At 60.0% G+C, this 23971-nt stretch carries 19 protein-coding genes; 13 read left to right on the forward strand and 6 right to left on the reverse strand.

The genetic code is table 11. The features are described 5' to 3' along the window. Nucleotides 1-165: 165 nt before the first annotated feature. From rarD to GTU76_RS19100, 5 genes are all read right to left on the reverse strand, one after another. Entirely contained in the window at nt 166-1053 is an 888-nt protein-coding gene (gene rarD, locus GTU76_RS19080; RefSeq protein WP_093429936.1) for an EamA family transporter RarD, read from the reverse strand. A 205-nt stretch (nt 1054-1258) separates the two neighbouring features. Next, nucleotides 1259-2233 carry a serine/threonine protein kinase gene (locus tag GTU76_RS19085; RefSeq protein ID WP_016983182.1) on the reverse strand — a complete coding sequence of 325 codons (975 nt, stop codon included), beginning with the start codon at nt 2231-2233 and terminating at the stop codon, nt 1259-1261. A 166-nt stretch (nt 2234-2399) separates the two neighbouring features. Further along, nucleotides 2400-4301: an alkaline phosphatase PhoX gene (locus GTU76_RS19090; RefSeq protein WP_016983181.1), complete on the reverse strand. Its 1902-nt coding sequence runs from the start codon at nt 4299-4301 to the stop codon at nt 2400-2402. A 70-nt stretch (nt 4302-4371) separates the two neighbouring features. Further along, the gene (locus GTU76_RS19095; RefSeq protein ID WP_180699334.1) at nt 4372-5136 is read right to left on the reverse strand and encodes a TOBE domain-containing protein; all 765 of its coding nucleotides are present in this window, start codon (nt 5134-5136) and stop codon (nt 4372-4374) included. A gap of 187 nt (nt 5137-5323) precedes the next feature. Next, on the reverse strand, nt 5324-6058 hold the full coding sequence (locus tag GTU76_RS19100; protein WP_180699335.1) for a ComFC family protein: 735 nt from the start codon (nt 6056-6058) through the stop codon (nt 5324-5326). 91 nt (nt 6059-6149) lie between these two features. On the opposite strand from GTU76_RS19100, the gene bioB reads away from it, so the two are divergent. From bioB to GTU76_RS19155, 11 genes are all read left to right on the forward strand, one after another. Next, the gene (gene bioB / locus GTU76_RS19105) at nt 6150-7205 is read left to right on the forward strand and encodes a biotin synthase BioB (protein ID WP_180699336.1); all 1056 of its coding nucleotides are present in this window, start codon (nt 6150-6152) and stop codon (nt 7203-7205) included. 161 nt (nt 7206-7366) lie between these two features. Then, the gene (bioF, locus tag GTU76_RS19110; RefSeq protein WP_180699337.1) at nt 7367-8545 is read left to right on the forward strand and encodes an 8-amino-7-oxononanoate synthase; all 1179 of its coding nucleotides are present in this window, start codon (nt 7367-7369) and stop codon (nt 8543-8545) included. Further along, nucleotides 8538-9269 carry an alpha/beta fold hydrolase gene (locus GTU76_RS19115; RefSeq protein WP_180699338.1) on the forward strand — a complete coding sequence of 244 codons (732 nt, stop codon included), beginning with the start codon at nt 8538-8540 and terminating at the stop codon, nt 9267-9269. The genes bioF and GTU76_RS19115 overlap by 8 nt, the downstream gene beginning before the upstream one ends. Next, nucleotides 9262-10071, forward strand: a complete 810-nt coding sequence (gene bioC, locus GTU76_RS19120) for a malonyl-ACP O-methyltransferase BioC (RefSeq protein ID WP_180699339.1) — start codon at nt 9262-9264, stop codon at nt 10069-10071. The genes GTU76_RS19115 and bioC overlap by 8 nt, the downstream gene beginning before the upstream one ends. Further along, nucleotides 10068-10748, forward strand: a complete 681-nt coding sequence (gene bioD, locus GTU76_RS19125) for a dethiobiotin synthase (protein WP_016983173.1) — start codon at nt 10068-10070, stop codon at nt 10746-10748. Before bioC ends, bioD begins: the two co-directional genes overlap by 4 nt. A 108-nt stretch (nt 10749-10856) precedes the next feature. Further along, on the forward strand, nt 10857-11153 hold the full coding sequence (locus tag GTU76_RS19130; RefSeq protein WP_016983171.1) for a hypothetical protein: 297 nt from the start codon (nt 10857-10859) through the stop codon (nt 11151-11153). Between the two features lie 274 nt (nt 11154-11427). After that, nucleotides 11428-13233, forward strand: a complete 1806-nt coding sequence (locus GTU76_RS19135) for a phenylacyl-CoA dehydrogenase (protein WP_016983167.1) — start codon at nt 11428-11430, stop codon at nt 13231-13233. 272 nt (nt 13234-13505) lie between these two features. Further along, entirely contained in the window at nt 13506-15608 is a 2103-nt protein-coding gene (locus GTU76_RS19140; RefSeq protein ID WP_180699340.1) for a cytochrome-c peroxidase, read from the forward strand. A 198-nt stretch (nt 15609-15806) separates the two neighbouring features. Beyond that, on the forward strand, nt 15807-17096 hold the full coding sequence (locus tag GTU76_RS19145) for a GGDEF domain-containing protein (protein WP_016983164.1): 1290 nt from the start codon (nt 15807-15809) through the stop codon (nt 17094-17096). Between the two features lie 90 nt (nt 17097-17186). Then, a complete protein-coding gene (locus GTU76_RS19150) occupies nt 17187-18983 on the forward strand; it encodes an acyl-CoA dehydrogenase C-terminal domain-containing protein (RefSeq protein ID WP_180699341.1) in 1797 nt (598 codons plus the stop codon). A gap of 212 nt (nt 18984-19195) precedes the next feature. After that, nucleotides 19196-20974, forward strand: coding sequence for an acyl-CoA dehydrogenase C-terminal domain-containing protein (locus GTU76_RS19155; protein ID WP_016983162.1), 1779 nt, complete (start codon nt 19196-19198; stop codon nt 20972-20974). A 227-nt stretch (nt 20975-21201) separates the two neighbouring features. Here the strand turns inward: GTU76_RS19155 and GTU76_RS19160 are convergent, their stop codons facing one another. Then, nucleotides 21202-22116 carry a LysR family transcriptional regulator gene (locus GTU76_RS19160; RefSeq protein ID WP_180699342.1) on the reverse strand — a complete coding sequence of 305 codons (915 nt, stop codon included), beginning with the start codon at nt 22114-22116 and terminating at the stop codon, nt 21202-21204. Nucleotides 22117-22285: 169 nt separating this feature from the next. Between GTU76_RS19160 and GTU76_RS19165 the strand changes: the two genes are divergently transcribed. Both GTU76_RS19165 and GTU76_RS19170 read left to right on the forward strand, forming a co-directional pair. Further along, entirely contained in the window at nt 22286-23569 is a 1284-nt protein-coding gene (locus tag GTU76_RS19165; RefSeq protein ID WP_180699343.1) for an aspartate aminotransferase family protein, read from the forward strand. 194 nt (nt 23570-23763) lie between these two features. Further along, a complete protein-coding gene (locus GTU76_RS19170; RefSeq protein ID WP_003228885.1) occupies nt 23764-23922 on the forward strand; it encodes a YqaE/Pmp3 family membrane protein in 159 nt (52 codons plus the stop codon). The last annotated feature ends 49 nt before the right edge of the window (nt 23923-23971 follow it).

Below are 23971 nucleotides of genomic sequence, written 5' to 3' on the forward strand. Positions count from 1 at the left end.
AGCCCGCCACGCCAGGCCCGCCGTGGCTTTGCGCTACCTGATCAAAAAACCGCCAACATTCAGTGACTTGCACACAAACGGCGGGGATCACGCTGTGGATAACCTTGGGAAGGAACGATGCAGGCCACGAGAACCGTGGCCTGTGAAGGTTTGTGCGTTTTTTGATCAGCTGCGCCGGCGTAAACTGATCACCGCATCGACGCTGTAAACGGCCAGACCGGCCCAGATGAAGATAAACGCGACCAGCGTGCTCGACGACAAGTGCTCGCCGAACAACAGCACCGCTTGCAACAGCACCAGGGTCGGTGCGAGGTATTGCAGGAAGCCGATCGTGGTGTACGGCAAGTGGCGCGTGGCGGCGTTGAAGCACACCAGCGGGACCAACGTGACCGGTCCGGCGGCCACCAGCCACCACGCTTGGGACGTAGTCCAGAACTCTGGTTGAGCGCTGGTTGCGGTCTGGTTGAACAGCAGCCAGGCGATCGCGATCGGCACCAGCATCCAGGTTTCCACCACCAGCCCCGGCAACGCCTTGACCGGCGCCTGTTTGCGGATCAGACCGTAGAAGCCAAAGGTCAACGCGAGCACCAGCGATACCCACGGCAGACTGCCGACCTGCCACACCTGTTGCGCCACACCGACCGCCGCCAGACCGACCGCGAGCCACTGCATCCGCCGCAGGCGTTCGCCGAGAATCAACATCCCCAACAGCACGTTTACCAACGGGTTGATGTAGTAACCGAGGCTCGCTTCGAGCATGCGCCCGTTGTTTACCGACCACACGTAGGTCAGCCAGTTGGCTGCGATCAGCGTGCCGCTCAAGGCCAGAATCGCCAGTCGCTTGGGGTTGTCGAGCAGCTCGCGCAGCCAGCCCGGATGTTTCCACACCATCAGCAGCAGCGCCCCGAACAGCGCCGACCACAGCACCCGATGGATGATGATCTCGACCGCCGGCACCTCGGCAATGGCTTTGAAGTAGATCGGGAACAGGCCCCAGATGATGTAGGCACTCAGGCCCAGAATGTACCCGCGACGCGGGTTGGCGGCTTGCATGCAGAATCCTTGCTCAGGCAGCTGACAAAGGAGGGATTGTAAGGAGGTTTGCCGGCGAGTGCCGTAGCTGATTGGTCAGAAATTTGTGAACACACACCCCCTGTGGGAGCGAGCTTGCTCGCGAATACGGACTGACATTCAACATTAAGCTGACTGACATGACGCCTTCGCGAGCAGGCTCACTCCTACAGAGGATGGAGGCGGATCAGAAGAGTTTCAGTGGCTCTTCATTCAGCGCGGACAGTTGCTCACGCAAGGCCAACACCTGATCGCCCCAATAACGCTCGGTGCCGAACCACGGAAAGCTGTGCGGGAACGCCGGGTCATCCCAGCGCCGCGCCAGCCAGGCGCTGTAGTGCATCAGGCGCAGGGCGCGCAACGGTTCGATCAGCGCCAGTTCGCGCGGATCGAAGTCGTGGAACTCGTTGTAGCCGTCCATCAGTTCCGACAACTGCCCCAGGCATTCCTGACGATCCCCGGCGAGCATCATCCAGATGTCCTGCACCGCCGGCCCCATACGGCAGTCGTCGAGGTCGACGATGTGGAACATCTCGTCACGGCACATCATGTTGCCGGGGTGGCAATCGCCGTGCATGCGGATGTTCTGGTGCGGTGTGTTGGCGTAGGCATCTTCCACGCGCTTGAGCAGGTCGCGGGCGACGGACTCGTAGGCCGGCAGCAGGCTTTTCGGAATGAAATTGCCTTCGAGCAAGGTGTTCAGCGAAGCGTGGCCGAAGTTCTGCACGGCGAGGGCTTCACGGTGTTCGAACGGTTTGGTCGCGCCGACCGCGTGAATCCGCCCAAGCAACTGACCGAGGCGGTACAACTGATCGAGATTGCCCGGCTCTGGCGCACGGCCGCCACGACGCGGGAACAAGGTGAAGCGGAAACCTGCGTGCTCGTGCAGGGTTTCGCCGTTGTGGATCAGCGGCGCCACCACGGGGATTTCGACGTCAGCCAGTTCGAAGGTGAATTTGTGTTCTTCGAGGATGGCTTCGTTGGTCCAGCGCTGTGGGCGGTAGAACTTGGCGATCAGCGGCTCGGAGTCTTCGATGCCGACTTGATAAACGCGGTTTTCATAGCTGTTGAGCGCCAGAATGCGCGCATCACTGAGGAAGCCGATGCTTTCAACGGCATCGAGGACGAGGTCGGGTGTGAGGGTTTCAAACGGGTGGGCCATGCTGACTCCTGCGCGCAGCAGGCTGCCGCGTCCGGCCCAGCATGGTAGCGCAGATGGCAGGCCCTTAGGGGTTTGGTGTCTGTGCTGACGCTATCGCGAGCAGGCTCACTCCTACAGGGGATCGCATTCCCAATGTGGGAGCGAGCTTGCTCGCGAAGGCGGTGGATCAGGCGCCGACGATCCCGCCGTCCTCTCGGGTAATCGCCATCACCGACGACCGCGGCTTGCCATTCGGCAAATGCTCTGGGAACGTCGAACCACCGTTCTCCCCCGGATGCTGAATGCCGACAAACAAAGTCTTCTGATCCGGCGAGAAGCTGATCCCCGTCACCTCACAACCAATCGGCCCGACCATGAACCGGCGAATCTCGCCAGTCTTGGGGTCGGCGCAGAGCATCTGGTTGTTGCCCATCCCGGCAAAGTCCCCGGCATTGCTCGAATCACCGTCAGTGAGAATCCACAAGCGTCCGGCCTTGTCGAAGCCCAAACCATCCGGGCTGTTGAACATGTTCTGCGGGGTGATGTTCTTCGAGCCGCCCTTCGGCGTGCCGGCGTGCACGCCCGGGTTGCCAGCGACCACAAACAGATCCCAGGCAAACGTCTTCGAAGCGTGATCATCGCGTTCGGTGCGCCAGCGCAGGATCTGCCCGTAGACGTTCTTCTCGCGCGGATTCGGCCCACCGACTGGCTGGCCGTCTTCGCCACGCTTGGCGTTGTTGGTCAGGGTGCAATAGACCTGACCGTCCTTCGGACTGACGACGATCCATTCCGGACGGTCCATGCGCGTCGCACCAACAACACTGGCGGCGAGGCGCGCGTGGATCAGCACTTCAGCCTGATCGGCAAAACCGCTGCTGGCGTCGATGCCGTTTTTGCCGTGGGTCAGTTCGATCCACTGGCCCTGGCCTTTCGGGTGGTCGGGGTTGCTGTCGCCATTATCGAACTTGGCCACGTACAGGGTGCCGTGATCGAGGATGTCGCGGTTGGCCTTGGCGTTGCGATGGTTGATGCGGTCGCGGCTGACGAATTTATAGATGAACTCGCCACGCTCGTCGTCGCCCATGTACACCACGGCGCGACCGTCGTCGGTCTCGGCCAGTGCGGCGTTTTCATGCTTGAAGCGGCCCAGCGCTGTGCGCTTGACCGGGGTCGATTGCGGATCGAACGGATCGATCTCGACCACCCAGCCGTGTCGGTTGAGTTCGTTGGGGTTTTTCGCCATGTCGAAGCGCGGGTCGTACGGGTGCCAGTTGATCTCGCGGCTGGCGACGGAGACACCGTAACGCTTCTGCGCCGGGTCGAACTGTTGCTGGGCATTGCTGCTGCCGAAACAGTCGGTGAAGTTTTCTTCGCAGGTCAGGTAAGTACCCCACGGCGTTTTGCCGTTGGCGCAGTTCTGGAAGGTGCCGAGGACTTTCTTGCCGTGTTTGTCGGCCGCCGTTTTCATCAAGTCGTGACCGGCAGCCGGGCCGCTGATGCGCAGCGGTGAGTTGCCGTGAATGCGGCGGTTGTAGCGCGAACCCTGAACGAACTGCCATTGACCGTTCTTGCGTTGCACTTCAATCACCGAGACGCCTTCGCATGCCAGCGCCTTGCGCACGTCTTCGGCCGATTGCGGCATGCCGCCGTGCGGATAGAGGTAGCGGTAGTTGGTGTATTCGTTGTTGATCGCCATCAGCGCGCGATTGCGGTCGTCGGGGAAGGCGAACAGGCTCATGCCGTCGTTGTTGTCGCCGAATTGCACTTCCTGTGCGGCAGCGGTGCCGTTGCCACTCGGGTCGAAGGCCGGGCCGTTCTTTTGCAGGGGCTGGCCCCAACTGATCAGCACCGAAGACTTGTAGCCTTTGGGCAGTGTGATGACGTCGGTGGTTGCCGCCGGAATACTCTCGAAACCGAGCAGACGGCTGTTGCCGGCACTGACGCCAGTGGCCAGCGCGCTGCGGCTCAACAGGCTGCCGCCGAGGAACATCGCCGCGCCGCACAGCGCGCCGGCGCCGATGAAACCGCGACGGCTGAGGCCGACCATTTTTTCCAGGTCAGTGGATTGGTTTTCTTCTAATAGGCTCACATCAGGCTCCCTGCTTGGTTTTGGCAGCCACCTTAATGAGCGTCGATGACGCTTTCGTTGCAGCGCCTGATTACAGCTGCGTGCCGAGCAGCACGTTGGACGGCGAAAACTGCACCTGCACTGGTTGTGCGATGCCCAACCCGCGAGTGCGCAGGTCCAACGGTTCCGCTAGGGCACAGAGGATATGGCCGTTGGGCAGGGCAATGCGCACTTCGCTCGGGCCATCCTCGGCGTCGAGGATCGCTTCGATGGTGCCGTTGAGAAGATTGTGACCAAACGTTGCAGGCTGCTCATTGCTGAGCAATTCCAGCCAGCCGGCCTTGATCAGGGCGACCACTTCGGTGCCGGCTTGCAGCTCCAGGTGCACGGTGCTGTCATGGGTGATCTGCGCGTCGAGGCACAGGCCTTCGGCCAGTTCGAGACGGATCAGGTCATTGCGGCCCTGCGCTTCGATCGCCACGACCTTGCCGTGCAACTGATTGCGTGCGCTGGTTCTGAGCATCAAACGACCGAGCAGATCCAGATCACTGGCGTCTTCCGCTGCCTCCAGCACCTGGGCCTGCAAGGCCTGCAGTTTTTGGTACAGGCGCAAAACGCGCTCGCCTTCGCTGGAGAGTTTCGCGCCGCCGCCACCCTTACCACCGACGGCGCGCTCGACCAGCGGTTTCTGCGCGAGGTTGTTCAGCTCATCGATGGCGTCCCATGCCGCTTTGTAGCTCAGGCCAGCACTTTTCGCCGCGCGGGTGATCGAGCCCTGTTCGGCGATATGTTGCAGCAGCGCGATACGCTGCGGACGGCGGACGATGTGCTGGGACAGCAGGGAGGGCATGGACATGGATGGGTGCTTTTTAGCTGTGGCGGTGGGGGATGAAGTTGGCCGCTAGCGACGCGAGAGTCAAGCCCGACACAGAACCCTGTGGGAGCGAGCTTGCTCGCGAAAGCGGCGTGTCAGTCAACATTGATTTTGAATGTTCTGGCCCCTTCGCGAGCAAGCTCGCTCCCACAGGGAGTATGTGTTGGCTTCAGCTTCCGGGCTTTGGCGTGCGCGCCAGGCAATAGACATCGACCCGCGCAGCGCCAGCGTCGATCAATAGACGCGCAAGCGCCTGCGCAGTGGCGCCAGTGGTCAACACATCATCAACCAGCGCCAGATGCCGGCCTTTCACCTGCGCGTCAGGCATGAGGTCGAAGGCTTTATGCAGATTGCGTTTACGCGACTTGGCGTCGAGCTCCTGTTGGGCATCAGTGTCTTTGATACGACGCAGAACAGTTTCCTCAATTGGCAGATCAAGCGACTTGTTCAACCAGCGCGCCAGCATCGCCGCCTGGTTGAAGCCCCTTTGACGCAGACGTTTACGCGCCAGCGGCACCGGCAACAACACATCCGGCCTCGGCAAGCCCTCATCGAAGCGATGTTGCAGGTATTGCCCGAGAACGTCGGCGAGCAGGTGGCCAAACGGCCATTTCGCGTTGTGTTTAAACCGCGTAATCAGACTGTCGACCGGGAAGCCATAAAGCCATGGCACCACCACCTCTTCGAAAGCTGGCGGCTCTAGTTGGCACTCGCCGCAGGTCAGGCCCGCTGCGGCTAAAGGCAAAGCGCAGGTGACGCAGTGATCGCCGAGCCACGGCAGATCGGTTTCGCAAGCCACGCATATTGGCATTTCTGCTTCTGCCGGCTCATCGCAAAGCAAGCAGGATTGTACGTTATTTAAACAGATGTAAACCTGTCCTTCGTGTCGTGGTTGACAGCGCATGACTCTTCCTTAAATATGCCGAACATCCGTGTCGCGCCTGTGGGTATTCCGTTCCCGCAGCCGCCAGCCAAGCATAACCAAGGAACTACCCATGAGCGCGAGCACCACCGCCACCCTGCGTCACGATTGGTCTCTGGCCGAAGTCAAAGCACTCTTCGTACAGCCATTCAACGACTTGCTGTTCCAGGCGCAAACGGTGCACCGCGCACATTTCAACGCCAACCGCGTGCAGGTCTCGACCCTGCTGTCGATCAAGACCGGCGCCTGCCCGGAAGACTGCAAGTACTGCCCGCAGTCCGGTCACTACAACACCGGCCTGGAAAAAGAAAAGCTGATGGAAGTGCAGAAGGTCCTCGAAGAGGCGGCACGCGCCAAGGCCATCGGCTCGACGCGTTTCTGCATGGGGGCAGCGTGGAAACATCCGTCGGCCAAAGACATGCCGTACGTGCTGAAAATGGTCGAGGGCGTGAAAGCCCTGGGCCTGGAAACCTGCATGACCCTGGGCCGTCTCGATCAGGATCAGACCGAGGCGCTGGCCAAGGCCGGCCTCGATTACTACAACCACAACCTCGACACTTCGCCTGAGTTCTACGGCAGCATCATCACCACCCGCACTTACAGCGAGCGCCTGCAAACGCTGGCCTACGTGCGTGAATCGGGGATGAAGATCTGTTCCGGCGGCATTCTCGGCATGGGCGAATCACTGGACGACCGCGCCAATCTGCTGATCCAGTTGGCCAACCTGCCGGAGCATCCCGAATCGGTGCCGATCAACATGCTGGTGAAAGTCGCCGGCACGCCGCTGGAAAACGCCGAAGACATCGACCCGTTCGACTTCATCCGCATGCTCGCCGTGGCCCGTATCCTCATGCCGCAATCCCACGTACGCCTGTCCGCCGGCCGCGAAGCGATGAACGAGCAGATGCAGGCCCTGGCCTTCTTCGCCGGCGCCAACTCGATTTTCTACGGCGACAAACTGCTGACCACCGCCAACCCGCAGGCGGACAAGGACATGCAGTTGTTTGCGCGTTTGGGTATTCAACCGGAAGCCCGTGAAGAGCATTCCGATGAGGTGCATCAGGCCGCGATCGAGCAGGCGCTGGTGGAGCAGAAGAGCAGTGAGCAGTTCTACAACGCCGCAGTGTAAAAAGCTGCGCGGATTCCTCTGAAGGAATGCAAAACCCCTGTGGGAGCGAGCTTGCTCGCGAAAGCGGTGCCTCAGTCGACATTGATGTTGGATGTGAAGGCCTATTCGCGAGCAGGCTCGCTCCCACAAGGGATCTGTGTCACTTGAAAGTCGAGGCCTGCATGTCTTTCGATCTCGCCGCACGCCTTGCTGCCCGTCGTGCCGAAAATCTCTATCGCCAGCGACCGCTGCTTGAGTCCCCGCAGGGGCCTGAAGTGGTGGTCGACGGCAAACCATTGCTCGCGTTCTGCAACAACGATTACCTGGGCTTGGCCAATCATCCGCAAGTGATCGAAGCCTGGCGCGCCGGTGCTGAACGCTGGGGCGTCGGTGGCGGTGCCTCGCATCTGGTGATTGGCCACAGCGGCCCGCACCACGCTCTGGAAGAAGCGCTGGCCGATCTCACCGGTCGACCGCGTGCATTGCTCTTTACCACCGGCTACATGGCTAATATCGGCGCGGTCACGGCGCTGGTCGGGCAGGGCGATACGGTGCTGGAAGATCGCCTCAATCACGCTTCGCTGCTGGACGCGGGTCTGTTGTCCGGCGCGCGTTTCAATCGTTATCTGCACAACGACGCGGTGAGCCTGGCCAAGCGTCTTGAGAAAGCCAGCGGCAATACGCTGGTAGTCACCGACGGTGTGTTCAGCATGGACGGCGATCTCGCTGACCTGCCGGCATTGGCTCGTGAAGCCAAGGCCAAAGGCGCGTGGCTGATGGTCGATGACGCTCACGGTTTTGGGCCGCTCGGTGCGAACGGTGGCGGCATCGTCGAGCATTTCGGTTTGAGTCAGGAGGACGTGCCGGTACTGGTCGGCACCCTTGGTAAAGCCTTCGGCACCGCTGGCGCCTTCGTCGCGGGCAGCGAAGAGCTGATCGAAAGCCTGATCCAGTTCGCCCGTCCGTACATCTACACCACCAGCCAGCCACCAGCGCTGGCCTGCGCGACCCTGAAAAGTCTGGAGCTGCTGCGCACTGAACACTGGCGCCGTGAGCATCTGCAGACCTTGATCCGCCAGTTCCGCCAGGGCGCCGAGCAGATCGGCCTGGAGTTGATGGACAGCTTCACGCCGATCCAGCCGATCATGATCGGCGATGCCGGTCGTGCGGTGCGGTTCTCGCAAATGTTGCGCGAGCGCGGGCTGATGGTTACCGCCATCCGCCCTCCGACCGTGCCCGCCGGCAGCGCGCGCTTGCGCGTGACCCTGACCGCCGCCCACAACGAAGCGCAGGTGCAGCTATTGTTAGAGGGACTGGCCGATTGCTTTGCCCAACTGTCGTCGGAGCCAAGCCATGCGTGATCGCCTGATTCTGCTGCCCGGCTGGGGCCTCGGTGTGTCGCCGATGGAGCCTCTGGCCGCCGCTTTGCAAGGGCTCGACGAGCATCTGAAAGTGGAAATCGAGCCGCTGCCGGAGCTGGATTCCAGTGACCTGCAAGACTGGCTCGATGAACTCGATGAACGCATTCCACAAGACGTCTGGCTCGGTGGCTGGTCGCTGGGCGGCATGCTCGCGTCCGAACTGGCGGCACGCCGTGGCGAGCGTTGCTGCGGATTGCTGACGCTGGCGAGCAATCCTTCCTTCGTTGCCCATGAACAGTGGCCGACCGCGATGCCCGGCGAGACTTTCGATGCGTTTCTCGCCGGTTGCCAAGCCGATCCCCGGCTGACCCTCAAACGTTTTTCGCTGCTCTGTGCTCAAGGTGCACAAGATGCGCGCGGCTTGTCGCGGTTGATGCTCGGCGGCGCACCGCACACGGCGCCGTCGGCGTTGATGGCGGGCCTGGAATTGCTCGCGCAACTGGACACCCGCGAAGCACTGCAAGCATTTCGCGGCCCGCAATTTCATCTGTTCGCCGGACAGGACGGCCTGGTCCCGGCGGAAGCGGCGGGGGCGTTGTTCGTCCTGTTGCCGGATATCGAAATCGGTCTGATCGAACAGGCCTGTCATGCGTTTCTTCTGGAAGACCCCCACGGACTGGCGGGTGCTATCCAGGCTTTTTTACATGAGTGCGGTGATGACTGATTTGTCTCTAGTGCTGCCTGGCGGCTTGCCTGACAAGCGTCAGGTCGCGGCCTCTTTCTCCCGCGCGGCGGCCAGTTACGACAGCGTCGCCGAGTTGCAACGTGATGTCGGTACACAGTTGATTGAGCGTTTGCCGCAGGAGTTCGTGCCGGCGCGTTGGCTGGATCTGGGTTGTGGCACGGGTTATTTCACCCGCGCGTTGGCTTCGCGGTTTGCCGAGGGCCACGGTGTGGCACTGGACATTGCCGAGGGTATGCTCGATCACGCGCGCCCGCTGGGCGGCGCGGAGCACTTCATTGCTGGCGATGCCGAGCGCCTGCCGTTGCAGGATTCGACTTGCGATCTGATCTTCTCCAGCCTCGCGGTACAGTGGTGTGCGGACTTCGAGACAGTGCTCAGCGAAGCGTTTCGCGTGTTGAAACCGGGTGGGATTTTTGCGTTTGCTAGTCTTTGTGTAGGGACGCTGTTTGAGTTGCGCGACAGCTGGCGCCAAGTCGACGGGATGGTGCATGTCAATCGCTTCCGCGAGTTCGCCCGCTACGAGCAATTGTGTGCAGCCAGTGGCTTGCGTACGTTGAGCCTGGAAAATCAGCCTCACGTGCTGCATTACCCGGATGTGCGCAGCTTGACGCATGAATTGAAAGCTTTAGGTGCGCACAATCTGAATCCGGGGCGGCCGGGCGGTTTGACCGGCCGCGCGCGGATTCTCGGGCTGGTCGAAGCTTACGAGCAGTTCCGTGAGGCGTCGGGATTGCCGGCAACTTATCAGGTGGTCTACGCCGTGTTGGAGAAACCCGTATGAGCGCAGCCTATTTCATCACCGGAACCGACACCGATGTCGGCAAGACCACGGTGGCCGCCGGGTTGCTGCATGCGGCACGTTCTGCCGGGTTGAGTACAGCGGCGGGCAAACCGGTGGCGTCCGGTTGCGAAGTCACGCCCAAAGGTTTGCGCAATGCCGATGCGTTGGCACTGTTGGCCGAATGCTCGTTGCCGCTGAGTTATCAACAGGTCAATCCCGTGGCGTTCGAGCCTGCGATTGCTCCGCATCTGGCGGCGCGCGAGGCGGGAGTGGCCTTGACCGTGCAATCGTTGCTGGCGCCGATGCGCGAGATTCTGGCGATGAATGCCGATTTCACTTTGATCGAAGGCGCGGGTGGCTGGCGGGTGCCGTTGGCGGATCAGGACAATTTGTCGGATCTGGCGATTGCGTTGAAGCTGCCGGTGATTCTGGTGGTGGGCGTGCGCCTGGGTTGCATCAGTCATGCGTTGCTGACGGCTGAGGCGATTGCTCGGGATGGCCTGCAATTAGCGGGGTGGGTGGCGAATATCATCGATCCGAAGACTTCGCGGCTGGAAGAAAACCTCGCGACGCTGGCCGAGCGAATTCCGGCGCCGTGTTTGGGGCGCGTGCCGAAACTCAAGGCGTTGAGCGCAGAAGCGGTGGCGGATCATTTGCAACTGGATCTGCTCGACTAAGCTTTTCTCTATGGGCAGGCACTGTGCCATTAGTGTTTTTGACGGGTGTTTTTCTGGCGCCTCTGGTTCAATGGCAGCCATTGATCCTTCCCAAGGATGAGAACTGTTATGGAAATCTCCGGTAACACAGCTTTTTATGCAGGTCTGAGCTCGATTCAGAGCGGGCAGAACCGCGTTGATCAGGCTGCCAGCCAGATTGCCAACAATACTATTGAGCGTTCGGTCACCAGCCAGTCTTCGGAAGCGCAGGTCGATCGTCTGCGTGGCGTGGATCGCAGTCAGCAAATGGACCTGGGCAGCGACATGGTCCAGATGGCCCAAGGCAAATTTCAAGTGGAGCTGGGCGTGAAAGTCGCCAAGGCTTCCGACGAAGTGCTCGGTACCATCATCGATACGTTCGCCTGATTTTTCGCCATCGCATCCCTGAACGCCGCGCCTTGTCGCGGCGTTTTTCGTTGTAAGTCCTTCTCTCTCAACTAATCTTTTTTCAGCGCCCGTGGCTCGTTCGAGTTCGTGGCGGTTTGCTGTGTCCGGCTTTTCAAAAATGTGATGACGAACGGCAAAAGATCGATGCTTGACAAGATTTCGGCGTAAACGTATGTTTCAAACAACTGTTTGACCGTCACAACAAATCAACACGGTCGTTCATTCCCGGTTACATCAGCAGAGGTTTATCGCTATGCCTGACTACAAGGCCCCCTTGCGTGATATTCGCTTCGTTCGTGACGAACTGCTCGGCTACGAAGCGCACTATCAGAGCCTTCCGGCTTGCGCAGACGCAACTCCGGACATGGTTGACGCCATTCTCGAAGAAGGCGCCAAGTTTTGTGAGCAGGTACTGGCACCGCTGAACCGCGTGGGCGACCTCGAAGGTTGCACCTGGAGCGAGTCCGGCGTGAAAACCCCGACGGGCTTCAAAGAGGCTTACAAGCAATTCGTTGAAGGCGGCTGGCCAAGCCTGGCGCATGACGTCGAGCACGGCGGCCAAGGCCTGCCTGAGTCGCTGGGTCTGGCCGTGAGCGAGATGGTTGGCGAAGCCAACTGGTCGTGGGGCATGTACCCAGGCCTGTCGCACGGCGCGATGAACACCATCTCCGAGCACGGCACCCCAGAGCAGCAAGAAGCCTATCTGACCAAACTGGTGTCCGGCGAATGGACCGGCACCATGTGCCTGACCGAGCCGCACTGCGGCACCGACCTGGGCATGCTGCGCACCAAGGCCGAACCTCAGGCTGATGGTTCCTACAAAGTCTCCGGCACCAAGATCTTCATTTCGGCCGGCGAACACGACATGGCCGACAACATCGTCCACATCGTGCTGGCCCGCCTGCCGGACGCACCGGCTGGCACCAAAGGCATCTCGCTGTTCATCGTTCCAAAGTTCATGCCCAATGCTGATGGCACCGTCGGTGCACGCAACGCGGTGACCTGCGGTTCGCTGGAGCACAAGATGGGCATCCACGGCAACGCCACCTGCGTGATGAACTTCGACGGGGCCACCGGTTACCTGATCGGCCCGGCGAACAAAGGCCTGAACTGCATGTTCACCTTTATGAACACCGCACGTCTGGGTACCGCGCTGCAAGGTCTGGCCCACGCCGAAATCGGTTTCCAGGGCGGTCTGAAATACGCTCGTGATCGTCTGCAAATGCGCTCCCTGACCGGCCCGAAAGCGCCGGAAAAAGCCGCTGACCCGATCATCGTGCACCCTGACGTACGCCGCATGCTGTTGACCATGAAGGCGTTCGCCGAAGGCAACCGTGCGATGGTGTATTTCACCGCCAAACAGGTCGATATCGTCAAATACGGCGTCGATGAAGAAGAGAAAAAGAAAGCCGACGCACTGCTGGCCTTCATGACTCCGATCGCGAAAGCGTTCATGACCGAAGTCGGTTTTGAATCCGCCAACCACGGCGTACAGATCTACGGCGGCCACGGCTTCATCGCCGAGTGGGGCATGGAGCAGAACGTTCGCGACAGCCGCATTTCGATGCTGTACGAAGGCACCACCGGTATCCAGGCACTCGACCTGCTGGGCCGTAAAGTGCTGATGACTCAAGGCGAGGCTCTGAAAGGCTTCACCAAGATCGTCCACAAGTTCTGCCAGAACAACGAAGGCAACGAAGCCGTTGCAGAATTCGTCGCACCGCTGGCGGCAATCAACAAAGAGTGGGGCGAGCTGACCATGAAGGTCGGTATGGCCGCCATGAAGGATCGCGAAGAAGTCGGCGCGGCCTCCGTGGACTACCTGATGTACTCCGGTTATGCCTGCCTGGCTTACTTCTGGGCCGACATGGCTCGTGTAGCAGCCGAGAAGCTGGCAGAAGGCAGTGGCGACGCGGCGTTCTACACCGCCAAGCTGCAAACCGCGCGCTTCTACTTCCAGCGCATTCTGCCGCGTACCCGTACGCACGTGGCCACCATGCTGTCGGGCGCCAACAACCTGATGGACATGAAAGAAGAAGACTTCGCACTGGGCTACTAAGCCTTAACGCAGTCTTTTGAAAAACCGCTGCTCCTTTGGGGGCGGCGGTTTTTTTTGCGCTGAATTTATCCCCAACACTGGGGATGTTTCCCCAGCAGAAACGGTGAGCTGACAGCGCGCCTTCTCCGTGTTTATTGATTCAAAATGTTTCTCGGAAGGATGGCCAATTAATTGCACTGCGCTGATTAACCGGCGCTCACGAGAAATCCTGTGCTGTTCCACGACGCCTCTCGCCCGGCAAAACGCATAACAACAACGTCAGGGTGAAGCACATGAACATCTGCCGACTTGTCTGGTTAGCCCTTGCACTCGCCACTTTCAACACGATGGCCGCTACACCGGCCGAAGTCGATCCGCCGGTACCGGAAGTGCCAAGCCTGCAATCCTTGCGTGGCATGCTGCCGCCCGATCCCTCCGGAACCGAGGGCGGACGCAAGGTCGACCTGATGACCGACTACGTGCTCAACCGCTCCGCCGCTATCCTGCTGGGCAAGGCGTTGTTCTGGGACATGGAAGTCGGCAGCGATGGCGCCACCGCGTGCGCGTCCTGCCACTATCATGCTGGCGTCGATCACCGCATCACCAACCAACTCAACCCCGGCCAGGCGCACACCAATGCCAACGTCGCCTCGATCTTCAACAAACCTTTTGTCGCTTCGGACATTCCCGGTGACGTGGCGTCCTACGCGACGCTGTCCGGTGGCAAGGGCGGGCCTAACTACACACTGAAGAAAATCGATTTCCCGACCCATGTGCTGAGCAACCCACTGGAGCGCAACTCGCCGATCGTTTACTCGAGCGATGACGTGGTCGGCTCCCAAGGCGTATTCGACGCCAACTTCGTCAAACCCAATCAACCGCGCTTCGACAAGTGCACCCAGCAACCGGACGGCATCTTCCAGGTCGGCGGCATCAACGTACGCCGCAGCACCGGGCGCAACGCGCCGTCGGTGATCAATGCTGCGTTCAACGTGCGCAACTTCTGGGATGGCCGCGCGAACAACGTGTTCAACGGTTTTTCGCCGTTCGGTAATCGTGATCCCGATGCGGGCATTTACGTGACCAGCGAGCGCAACACCGTGGCAAGCAAAGTCCGGCTGGCACTCAACGACGCATCTGCCGCGTCGCAAGCGGTGGGACCGCCGGGTAGCGGGGTGGAAATGTCCTGCGGCGGCCGCACTTTCGCCGACATCGGCCGGCGCATGCTGGATCAGTTGATGCTCAAGCAACAGCGGATTTCTTCCAACGACTCGGTGCTCGCTTCGGTATCCGGCGCACGGCGTCCGACCTATCGCGAATTGATCAAAAACGCCTTCCAGCCACGCCTGTGGAACGCCACGCAAAATGTGCTGGTGGGCGGTGCGCCGTATACGCAGATGGAAGCCAACTTCCCGCTGTTCTTCGGGTTGGCGATTCAGATGTACGAATCCACCCTGATCTCTGACCAGGCGCCGATTGATGCCTATCTGCAAGGCGATTCAACCGCCATGAACGCGCAGCAGGTCCAAGGCATGAACCTGTTTCTCGGCAAAGGTAAATGTGTGAACTGCCATGGCGGCGCGGAGCTGACCAATGCCGCCAGCCGCCTGCTGATGCACCCGCGTGAGCGCATTGAACGCATGGTCATGGCCGATAACCTGATCACCCTTTACGACAACGGTTTCTACAACACCGGTGTGCGTCCGACCTCAGAAGACCTCGCGCTCGGTGGCTCGGATGCCTGGGGTAACCCATGGTCTTTCAGCCGCCAGTACAACAAGCTGTTGCAAGGCGGCAGCATTCCCGATCCGCTGGACGTCGATGTCTGCACCTTCGAGGCACCGCTGAGCGCAGCGATTCCGTGCGACGCGACGCTCAAACCCAACGTCAACTTCCGTGATTCGGTCGACGGCGCCTTCAAGACGCCGACCTTGCGTAACATCGCGCTGACCGGCCCGTACTTCCACAACGGCAGCCGCGCGACGCTCAAACAGGTGATGGAGTTCTACAACCGTGGCGGCGACCGTCGCGGCGAGGACGCCAACAACACCAGCGGTTTCGAGCATCCTTCGGCGAATCAGCACAATACGTCGAACCTCGATCCGGACATGACCAACCTCAACCTGACTCCCGATGAGATCGACGCGTTGGTGAAATTCATGGAAGTCGGCCTGACCGATCCGCGTGTGGCCTGGGAACGGGCGCCGTTCGATCATCCGTCACTGGTCATCCCGCAAGGCCATATCGGTGATGAAAACGCGGTGACCCAACGGCCCGCCAGCCCGAAAGTCACCACCCGCCAGGCAGCGGACGCTTCGCTCAATCTCAAGCCTTACGGCGCCGAGGGGCGCAGCACGGCGGAGGGGCCATTACTGCCGTTCTACAACGATTTGTGAGGAATATTTCCAGGCCTGGCCATCAGTGATGGTGGCCAGCATGGCAAATCGGGCAAAAAACTTGGCAAATCGCTCAGATAGTCAGGTTTTCTGCCGTTAAAGAGACTGCGTGTGATGTGGATCACATTGTGTGTGCTTAACTGGCCACATTGCAGGCACAATGCCATCTCTTTGATATGACGGGTCGGAGCTTTACCCTTGCCGCGTTCTTCCGCTGTACGTTTCAGTCATTTCCTACCTTCACTGCTGTTGTTACTCGCGGGGTTGGCGGCTGCGTACGTCAAAGACCTCAGCGTGTTCTTCACTTCGCTGTTCAATGTGTTGCCGACCTTGGTGCTGCTGTTGGGTGGCGCTTATTGCGCGGTTTACCGACGTCAGCGCGAACTGTTTCTGATGCTCACGGTGTACATCGCCTACTTTTTGCTCGACACCCAGACCGACTATTACCGCGATAACGGCAAGGTCCGTGAAGACGCTGCGGTGGTCTTTCATCTTGTGTGTTTGCTGCTGCCGTTATTGTTCGGCCTGTTCGCTGCGTGGCAGGAACGTACGCATCTGTTTCAGGACATGGTTGCGCGCTTCGCCGTGCTGCTGGCCTTCGGCAGCGTGGCGCTGGGCCTTGAGCAAAGTTATCCCCAGGCGCTGCTGATGTGGCTGTCGGAAATCCGCTGGCCGGCGCTGCATGGCGCATGGATGAGTCTGATCCAGCTTTCCTATCCGGTATTCATCTCGGCGTTCCTGCTGTTGGCCTGGCAGTACTGGCGCAATCCGCGTCCACTGCATGCGGCACAATTGGTTGGCCTGCTCGGCGTGTTCTGGATGCTGCCGAAAACCTTCATCCTGCCGTTCACCCTGAACATCATGTGCAGTCAGGTGATGTTGATGATCGCCGCCGCCGTTGCGCACGAGGCTTATCAAATGGCCTTCCGCGACGAACTGACCGGTCTGCCGGGACGTCGTGCGCTCAACGAACGCATGCAGCGCCTGGGCCGCAACTATGTGCTGGCCATGAGCGACGTCGACCACTTCAAGAAATTCAACGACACCCACGGTCACGATGTCGGTGACCAGGTACTACGTCTGGTCGCCAGCAAGCTGTCGAAAATCAGCGGTGGCGGTAGGGCCTATCGCTACGGTGGTGAGGAATTTGCCCTGGTGTTCGCAGGCAAAACCCTTGAAGAGTGCATGCCGCATCTTGAGGTGATCCGCGAGTCGATTGCCTCCTACAGCATTCAACTGCGCAATCAGGAAAACCGTCCACAGGACGATCAGCAAGGTCGTCAGCGCCGCGCCGGCTCGGGTGCGTCCAGTGTGTCGGTGACAGTGAGCATCGGCGTCGCCGAGCGAGTGGAGCAGCGCAACCCGGAACAAGTGCTGAAGTCCGCCGACGAGGCGCTCTACGCCGCTAAAGGCGCGGGGCGTAACTGCGTGATGGCGTACGGACAAAACCGCCGTGGCGCGGTGCGCATGGACACGGCCGCAGGTTGAGTGATGACGGCGCATTCAGCGTCTGCACAATGATTGTTTGGCGTGGTGGCCGGCAGTAGGTTGAGGAAATCTGCTGACGGAGAAGCCACCATGCCTGAGTACAAAGCTCCCCTGCGCGACATGCGCTTTCTGATCGACCACGTCTTCGACTTCCACGCCAATTACGCCATCCTCGGCGCCCACGACGCCAGCCCGGACATGATCAACGCGATCCTCGAAGAGGGCGCGAAGTTCTGCGAGAACGTTCTGGCGCCGCTCAATCGCAGCGGCGACGAAGAGGGCTGCCATTTCGACAACGGTGTGGTGACAACGCCTACAGGCTTCAAGCAGGCCTTCGCACAATACGTCGAGGGCGGCTGGCACGGTCTGGCCGCAGACCCGACCTACGGCGGCCAAGGCCTGCCAAGTTCGCTGGGGCTGGTGATCAGCGAAATGGTCGGCTCCAGCAACACGTCCTGGGGCATGTACCCGGGGCTGACCCACGGCGCGATGTCGGCGATCCATGCCCACGGCAGCGCTGAACAGAAAAAGACTTATCTGAGCAAACTCACCGCCGGGCAATGGACCGGCACCATGTGCCTGACCGAAGCCCATTGCGGCACCGACCTGGGCATCATCAAGACCCGCGCCGTACCTCAGGCTGACGGCAGTTATGCGGTCACCGGCAGCAAGATTTTCATCTCCGCCGGCGAGCACGACATGAGCGACAACATCATCCATTTGGTGTTGGCCAAGTTGCCGGATGCGCCGGCCGGGACCAAGGGCATTTCACTGTTTATCGTGCCGAAATTCTTGCCGGATACTGCAGGCGAGGCGGGCGCGCGCAACGGCGTTTCCTGCGGTTCGATTGAACATAAAATGGGCATCAAGGCGTCGGCCACTTGCGTGTTGAACTTCGACGGCGCCAAGGGTTACCTGATCGGCGAGCCGAACAAGGGCCTGAACTGCATGTTCACCATGATGAACCATGCACGCCTTGGCACCGGGATGCAGGGTTTGTGTCTGGGTGAAGCGAGTTTCCAGGGCGCGATCAAATACGCCAACGACCGTTTGCAGATGCGTTCGCTGACCGGTGCCAAAGCCCCGGACAAAGCCGCCGACCCGATCATCGTCCACCCTGACGTGCGGCGTATGCTGCTGACCATGAAGGCCTTCAACGAGGGCAATCGTGCGCTGACGTATTTCACCGCGCAGTTGCTTGATGTCGCGCATCTGAGCAGCGATGCCGAGGCGCGTCAGGAGGCTGAGGACTTGCTGGCGTTCCTCACGCCGATCTGCAAAGCATTCATGACCGATACCGGGCTGGAAGTGACCAACCACGGCATGCAGGTGTTTGGCGGCCACGGTTTCATTCGTGAATGGGGCATGGAGCAGTTGGTGCGCGATTGCCGGATTGCACCGATCTACGAGGGCACCAACGGCATTCAGGCGCTGGACCTGCTCGGGCGCAAGGTGCTGGGCAGTCAGGGCAAGTTGCTGCGCGGTTTCACCAAGATCGTCCACAAGTTCTGCGTGACCAATGCTGAGCATCCACAACTGGGCAATTTCGTTGCGCAGCTCAATGAGCTGAACCAACAGTGGGGCGACCTGACCATGAAGGTCGGCATGGCGGCGATGAAGAACCCGGATGAAGTGGGCGCGGCGTCTGTGGATTATTTGATGTACAGCGGTTACATCATTCTCGGCTATTTGTGGTTGCGTATGGCATTGGTGGCGCAGGCGCAACTGGAGGCGGGCGAGGGCGAGGCGGATTACCTGCGCGGGAAATTGGCGACGTGCGAGTTTTACTTCAAGCGTCTGTTGCCGCGTACGGCGGCGCATCGGTCGGCGATTGAGGCGGGGAGTGATTGTTTGATGAAGTTGCCTGCTGAACTGTTTGCGCTTTAAGGAAGATCAAAAGATCGCAGCCTTCGGCAGCTCCTACATAGGATCGTGTTTTACCTGTAGGCGCTGGCGAAGGCTGTGATCTTTTTTTGATGACTAAAAACAACAAAACAGTCACTGGTTGACCCTATGTGTCGCAAAAGTTGTTGAGGTACACTCCGGCTCAACGAAAACACCCTTCCACGAATCACCGTTTAGATCTTGCGAGGTTTGCCATGGCTGACTACAAAGCGCCGCTGCGCGATATGCGCTTCGTCCTCAATGAAGTGTTCGAAGTCGCCAAACTCTGGGCTGAACTGCCAGCGCTGGCCGAGACCGTCGACGCCGAAACCGTTGAAGCCATTCTCGAAGAGGCCGGCAAGGTCACCAGCAAAAGCATCGCGCCGCTGAGCCGTGCCGCTGACGAAGAAGGTTGCCATTGGGCTGACGGCGCCGTCACCACTCCAGCCGGTTTCCCACAGGCTTATCAGACTTACGCCGAAGGCGGCTGGGTTGGCGTCGGTGGCGATCCGCAATACGGCGGCATGGGCATGCCCAAAGCCGTATCGGCGCAGGTTGAAGAAATGGTCAACTCCGCCAGCCTGTCCTTCGGTCTGTACCCGATGCTGACCGCCGGCGCGTGTCTCTCGATCAACGCTCACGCCAGTGAAGAACTGAAAGCCGCGTACCTGCCGAACATGTACGCCGGCGTCTGGGCAGGTTCCATGTGCCTGACCGAGCCGCACGCCGGCACCGACCTTGGGATCATTCGTACCAAGGCCGAGCCTCAGGCCGACGGTTCCTATAAGGTCAGCGGCACCAAGATATTCATTACCGGTGGCGAACACGACCTCACCGAAAACATCATCCATCTGGTACTGGCGAAACTGCCGGACGCCCCGGCGGGCCCGAAGGGCATCTCGCTGTTCCTCGTGCCGAAATTCATGGTCAATGCCGACGGCAGCCTGGGCGCGCGTAACCCGGCGAACTGCGGTTCGATCGAACACAAAATGGGCATCCAGGCGTCCGCGACCTGCGTGATGAACTTCGACGAAGCCGTGGGATATCTGGTCGGCGAGCCGAACAAAGGTCTGGCCGCGATGTTCACCATGATGAACTACGAGCGCCTCGGCGTCGGCATCCAAGGCCTGGCCACCGGTGAGCGTTCGTATCAGAACGCCGTTGAATACGCCCGCGACCGTCTGCAAAGCCGTTCGCCGACTGGCGCGCAGAACAAAGACAAGGTCGCTGACCCGATCATCGTTCACCCGGACGTGCGTCGCATGCTGCTGACCATGAAAGCCTCGAACGAAGGCGGCCGGGCGTTCTCCACGTACGTGGCGATGCAACTCGACACCGCCAAGTTCAGCGAAGATGCCACCACCCGTAAGCGTGCGGAAGATCTGGTCGCGTTGCTGACGCCTGTGGCCAAGGCATTCCTCACCGATCTGGGACTGGAAACCACGGTGCACGGCCAGCAGATTTTCGGCGGCCACGGCTACATCCGCGAGTGGGGCCAGGAGCAACTGGTGCGCGACGTGCGCATCACCCAGATCTACGAAGGCACCAACGGCATTCAGGCACTGGACCTGGTCGGGCGCAAGATCGTCGGCAGTGGCGGCGCGTTCTACAAGCTGTTCGCTGACGAGATTCGCCACTTCACCGCTTCCGCCAGTGCCGATCTGGGCGAATTCACCAAGCCGCTGAACGATGCCGTCGACACTCTCGACGAACTGACCTCGTGGTTGCTGGATCGGGCAAAAAACAACCCGAACGAAATCGGCGCGGCTTCGGTCGAATATCTGCAAGCGTTCGGATACGTTTCCTACGCCTACATGTGGGCATTGATGGCCAAAGCCTCACTGGGCAAAGAAGCACAGGACGATTTCTATGCCAGCAAACTGGGCACCGCGCGCTTCTACTTCGCCCGTTTGCTGCCGCGTATTCACTCGTTGAGTGCGTCGGTGAAGGCCGGTAGCGAATCGCTGTTCCTGCTGGATGCGGCGCAATTCTGATGCGATGACGTTATGTAAGCATTCTCTTACATGACGTGCTGCTGTTCTCCCATATGCGTAGATTGGATCCACGGCTAATCTACATTTCATGGACGTCGCGCAGGAAGCGCAAAGCAACAACACGGACACGTAGGATTCTGCCAGGGTGGCGGAGTGAAATGGATGTCAGGGAAACAGTCTGCAAAGCCCCGCTTCGGCGGGGTTTTCTTTTGCCTGCAGAAAAGTAGTCAGGCCATCGGATCAAGCGTCGGCTTCACTTCGCGCTCCATCACTTCTTCCAGCAGTGTCTGCAACAGCGCCAAAGGCGCCTGCTGACGCTGCACATCGCGACAGACCAACCCAACCTTCAGCGGCACCCGTGGCTCGCTCAGCGGTTTCCACAGCAGATCCTGATCGTCGTATTCCTTCTGCGAACGCCCCGGCAGCACCGTCACCAGTCTGGTGTGCGGCAGACTGTCGAGAATTCCCACCATATTGTTCAGCTCGGCTTGCACCTGCGGGCGGCGTCCGAGGGCGGTCAGTTGTGCCTGCCAAATCTGGCGGATCTGGAACTCTTCGCCCAATAGCAACATTGGCAACTCGGCGGCCTGGCGCATTGAGACTTTCTTGAATTCACGCAACGGATGATCCGCCGGGATCACCAGCGTCAGTTCATCTTCGTAGAGCATCACGCCGTGCAGACCCGGTTGGCGCGGCGGTAGATAACTGATGCCGATGTCCAATGAACCGTTGAGCAGTCGCCGCTCGATCTCAAGTCCGGTCAACTCATAAATCTGCACCACCAGATGCGGCTGCGCCTTGCGCACCCGTTCGAGCATTTGCGGCACCAGACTGGTGTGAACCGTTTGCAGCACGCCAATCGCCAGCGTACGCAAGGCCTGTCCTTTGAAATTTCCCAACGCCTCGCGCGCCCGTTGCAAACCATCGAGCAACGGCAACGCGTGGTTGTACAAGGTGTGCGCTGCTAGGGTAGGCAGCAGGCGCTTGCTGCTGCGTTCGAACAGGGTGACGTCGAGGTTCTGTTCGAGCTGGCGGATCTGCTGCGAGAGCGCCGGTTGCGAAATCGACAGGCGTTCCGCCGCCCGGCCGACATGACCTTCCTCGTAGACCGCGACGAAATAACGCAGTTGCTTGAAATCCATAAGTAATGCTTATCGAAAATGCTGGGAAATCGAAATGGCCCCCAGGCGTCAGTGCGCCTAGTCTAACCGCATTCATAAGGCTTACAGGGCCAGAAAGCGCGATGAATAGCGTTCGCTTCGACAGTGTTTGCATAGGCAGTTCAAAACACCTGAAACGAGGTGTTTTTCAATGAATCTGTTCGGTTTGCGGCGCCAGACGCCGAGTCTTGATGACCTCGCCTTCGAGGCCAATCCTGCTGAAAGCAGCGAAAATCTTAGCGTTGAAAGGCTGATGCCCAGCGTCGAACGGCCGCAGCAGGTGTTCGTCCGGGGGCAGGGTTCGTGGTTGTGGGACAGTAACGACCGCGCGTACCTCGATTTTTCCCAGGCCGGTGGCGCCAACAGTCTTGGCCACAGCCCTTCGGCGCTGGTCAAAGCCATCAACAGTCAGGCGCAAGCGCTGATCAATCCCGGTTTCAATCTGCATAATCGCGGCATGCTCAGCCTTGCCGAGCGTCTGTGCGCTGCCACTTCCAGCGATCAGGCCTACTTGCTCAACAGCGGCAGCGAAGCCTGTGAAGCGGCGATCAAACTGGCGCGTAAATGGGGCCAACTGCATCGCGGCGGCGCCTCGCGGATTATCGTTGCGAAGCAGGGTTGTCATGGTCGCAGCCTGGCGACGATTTCCGCCTCCGACAGTTGCAACCTGCACAACCGTTTTGCGCCGTTGCTGCCGGGTTTCGATCTGGTGCCGTTCAACGACTTGCCGGCGTTGCACGCGGCGGTCGATGCGCAGACAGTAGCGATCATGCTGGAGCCGATCCAGAGCGATGCCGGCGTCGTTCCGGCCACCGAGCATTACCTCAAGGGTGTCGAACGTCTCTGCCGTGAGCTGGGCCTTCTGCTGATCCTCGACGAAGTACAAACCGGCATCGGCCGTTGCGGTACTTTGCTCGCCGAACAATCCTACGGCGTGCGCGCCGATATCGTCGTGCTCGGCAAAGGACTTGGCGGCGGTGTGCCATTGGCGGCGCTGCTGGCGCGGGGCAAAGCATGCTGTTTCGAGGCCGGCGAATTGGGCGGCACGCATCACGGCAATGCATTGATGACGGCGGCCGGTCTGGTAGTTCTCGACAGCGTGCACGACCGCAGCTTTCTCCAGCAGATCAACGATAACGGTCAGCACCTGCGTGAAGGTCTGGCCCGATTGGCGCACCGTTACGACCACGGTGAGTTGCGCGGCCAGGGCCTGTTCTACGGATTGACCCTGTCAGACGATTCCGCCGAAGCTGTGGTCCACGCCGCCCTCCACGAAGGCCTGCTGCTCAACGCCCCGCAAGCCAACTGTTTGCGCTTCACTCCGGCCCTCACCGTAAGCAAAACCAACATCGACGAAATGCTCCTGCGCCTGGGCCGCGCGTTCTCGCGAGTGCGTACCGCACAACTGCAATGCCGCAAAGGGATTGCCGTCTGAGCTGAAGTTTCCTACCCGATTTCCAGAACCGTCTCGCGGTATAACGCACGCCCCACGCCTGATTCTTTTGGCGTGGGGCGTTTTTTTGTGAGGTGATGGCGATCAAATGGCAGTTGCACTGAACCCTGACGAACGGCGCAGGTCGATTAGCTTGTATGGCTCAAGTGAGCCAACCCCCATACAGGAGCTGCCCCATGGATTTCATTCGCATCATCATCGCTATTCTGTTGCCACCACTGGGCGTGTTTCTGCAGGTCGGGTTTGGCGGGGCGTTCTGGTTGAACATTCTGCTGACGCTGTGCGGGTATATTCCGGGGATCGTGCATGCGGTGTACATCATCGCCAAGCGCTGAGTTCTGCGGCGCCAAGTAGATAGCTTTCGCGAGCAGGCTCGCTCCCACA

The sequence above is a fragment of the Pseudomonas crudilactis genome, from assembly GCF_013433315.1.
Taxonomy (GTDB): domain Bacteria; phylum Pseudomonadota; class Gammaproteobacteria; order Pseudomonadales; family Pseudomonadaceae; genus Aquipseudomonas; species Aquipseudomonas crudilactis.

Coding starts and splice junctions, on each gene's coding strand:
- rarD (WP_093429936.1), bottom strand. CDS start 1,053: ATGCAAGCCGCCAACCCGCGTCGCGGGTACATTCTGGGCCTGAGTGCC.
- GTU76_RS19085 (WP_016983182.1), bottom strand. CDS start 2,233: ATGGCCCACCCGTTTGAAACCCTCACACCCGACCTCGTCCTCGATGCC.
- GTU76_RS19095 (WP_180699334.1), bottom strand. CDS start 5,136: ATGTCCATGCCCTCCCTGCTGTCCCAGCACATCGTCCGCCGTCCGCAG.
- GTU76_RS19100 (WP_180699335.1), bottom strand. CDS start 6,058: ATGCGCTGTCAACCACGACACGAAGGACAGGTTTACATCTGTTTAAAT.
- bioB (WP_180699336.1), top strand. CDS start 6,150: ATGAGCGCGAGCACCACCGCCACCCTGCGTCACGATTGGTCTCTGGCC.
- bioF (WP_180699337.1), top strand. CDS start 7,367: ATGTCTTTCGATCTCGCCGCACGCCTTGCTGCCCGTCGTGCCGAAAAT.
- GTU76_RS19115 (WP_180699338.1), top strand. CDS start 8,538: ATGCGTGATCGCCTGATTCTGCTGCCCGGCTGGGGCCTCGGTGTGTCG.
- bioC (WP_180699339.1), top strand. CDS start 9,262: ATGACTGATTTGTCTCTAGTGCTGCCTGGCGGCTTGCCTGACAAGCGT.
- bioD (WP_016983173.1), top strand. CDS start 10,068: ATGAGCGCAGCCTATTTCATCACCGGAACCGACACCGATGTCGGCAAG.
- GTU76_RS19130 (WP_016983171.1), top strand. CDS start 10,857: ATGGAAATCTCCGGTAACACAGCTTTTTATGCAGGTCTGAGCTCGATT.
- GTU76_RS19135 (WP_016983167.1), top strand. CDS start 11,428: ATGCCTGACTACAAGGCCCCCTTGCGTGATATTCGCTTCGTTCGTGAC.
- GTU76_RS19140 (WP_180699340.1), top strand. CDS start 13,506: ATGAACATCTGCCGACTTGTCTGGTTAGCCCTTGCACTCGCCACTTTC.
- GTU76_RS19150 (WP_180699341.1), top strand. CDS start 17,187: ATGCCTGAGTACAAAGCTCCCCTGCGCGACATGCGCTTTCTGATCGAC.
- GTU76_RS19155 (WP_016983162.1), top strand. CDS start 19,196: ATGGCTGACTACAAAGCGCCGCTGCGCGATATGCGCTTCGTCCTCAAT.
- GTU76_RS19160 (WP_180699342.1), bottom strand. CDS start 22,116: ATGGATTTCAAGCAACTGCGTTATTTCGTCGCGGTCTACGAGGAAGGT.
- GTU76_RS19165 (WP_180699343.1), top strand. CDS start 22,286: ATGAATCTGTTCGGTTTGCGGCGCCAGACGCCGAGTCTTGATGACCTC.
- GTU76_RS19170 (WP_003228885.1), top strand. CDS start 23,764: ATGGATTTCATTCGCATCATCATCGCTATTCTGTTGCCACCACTGGGC.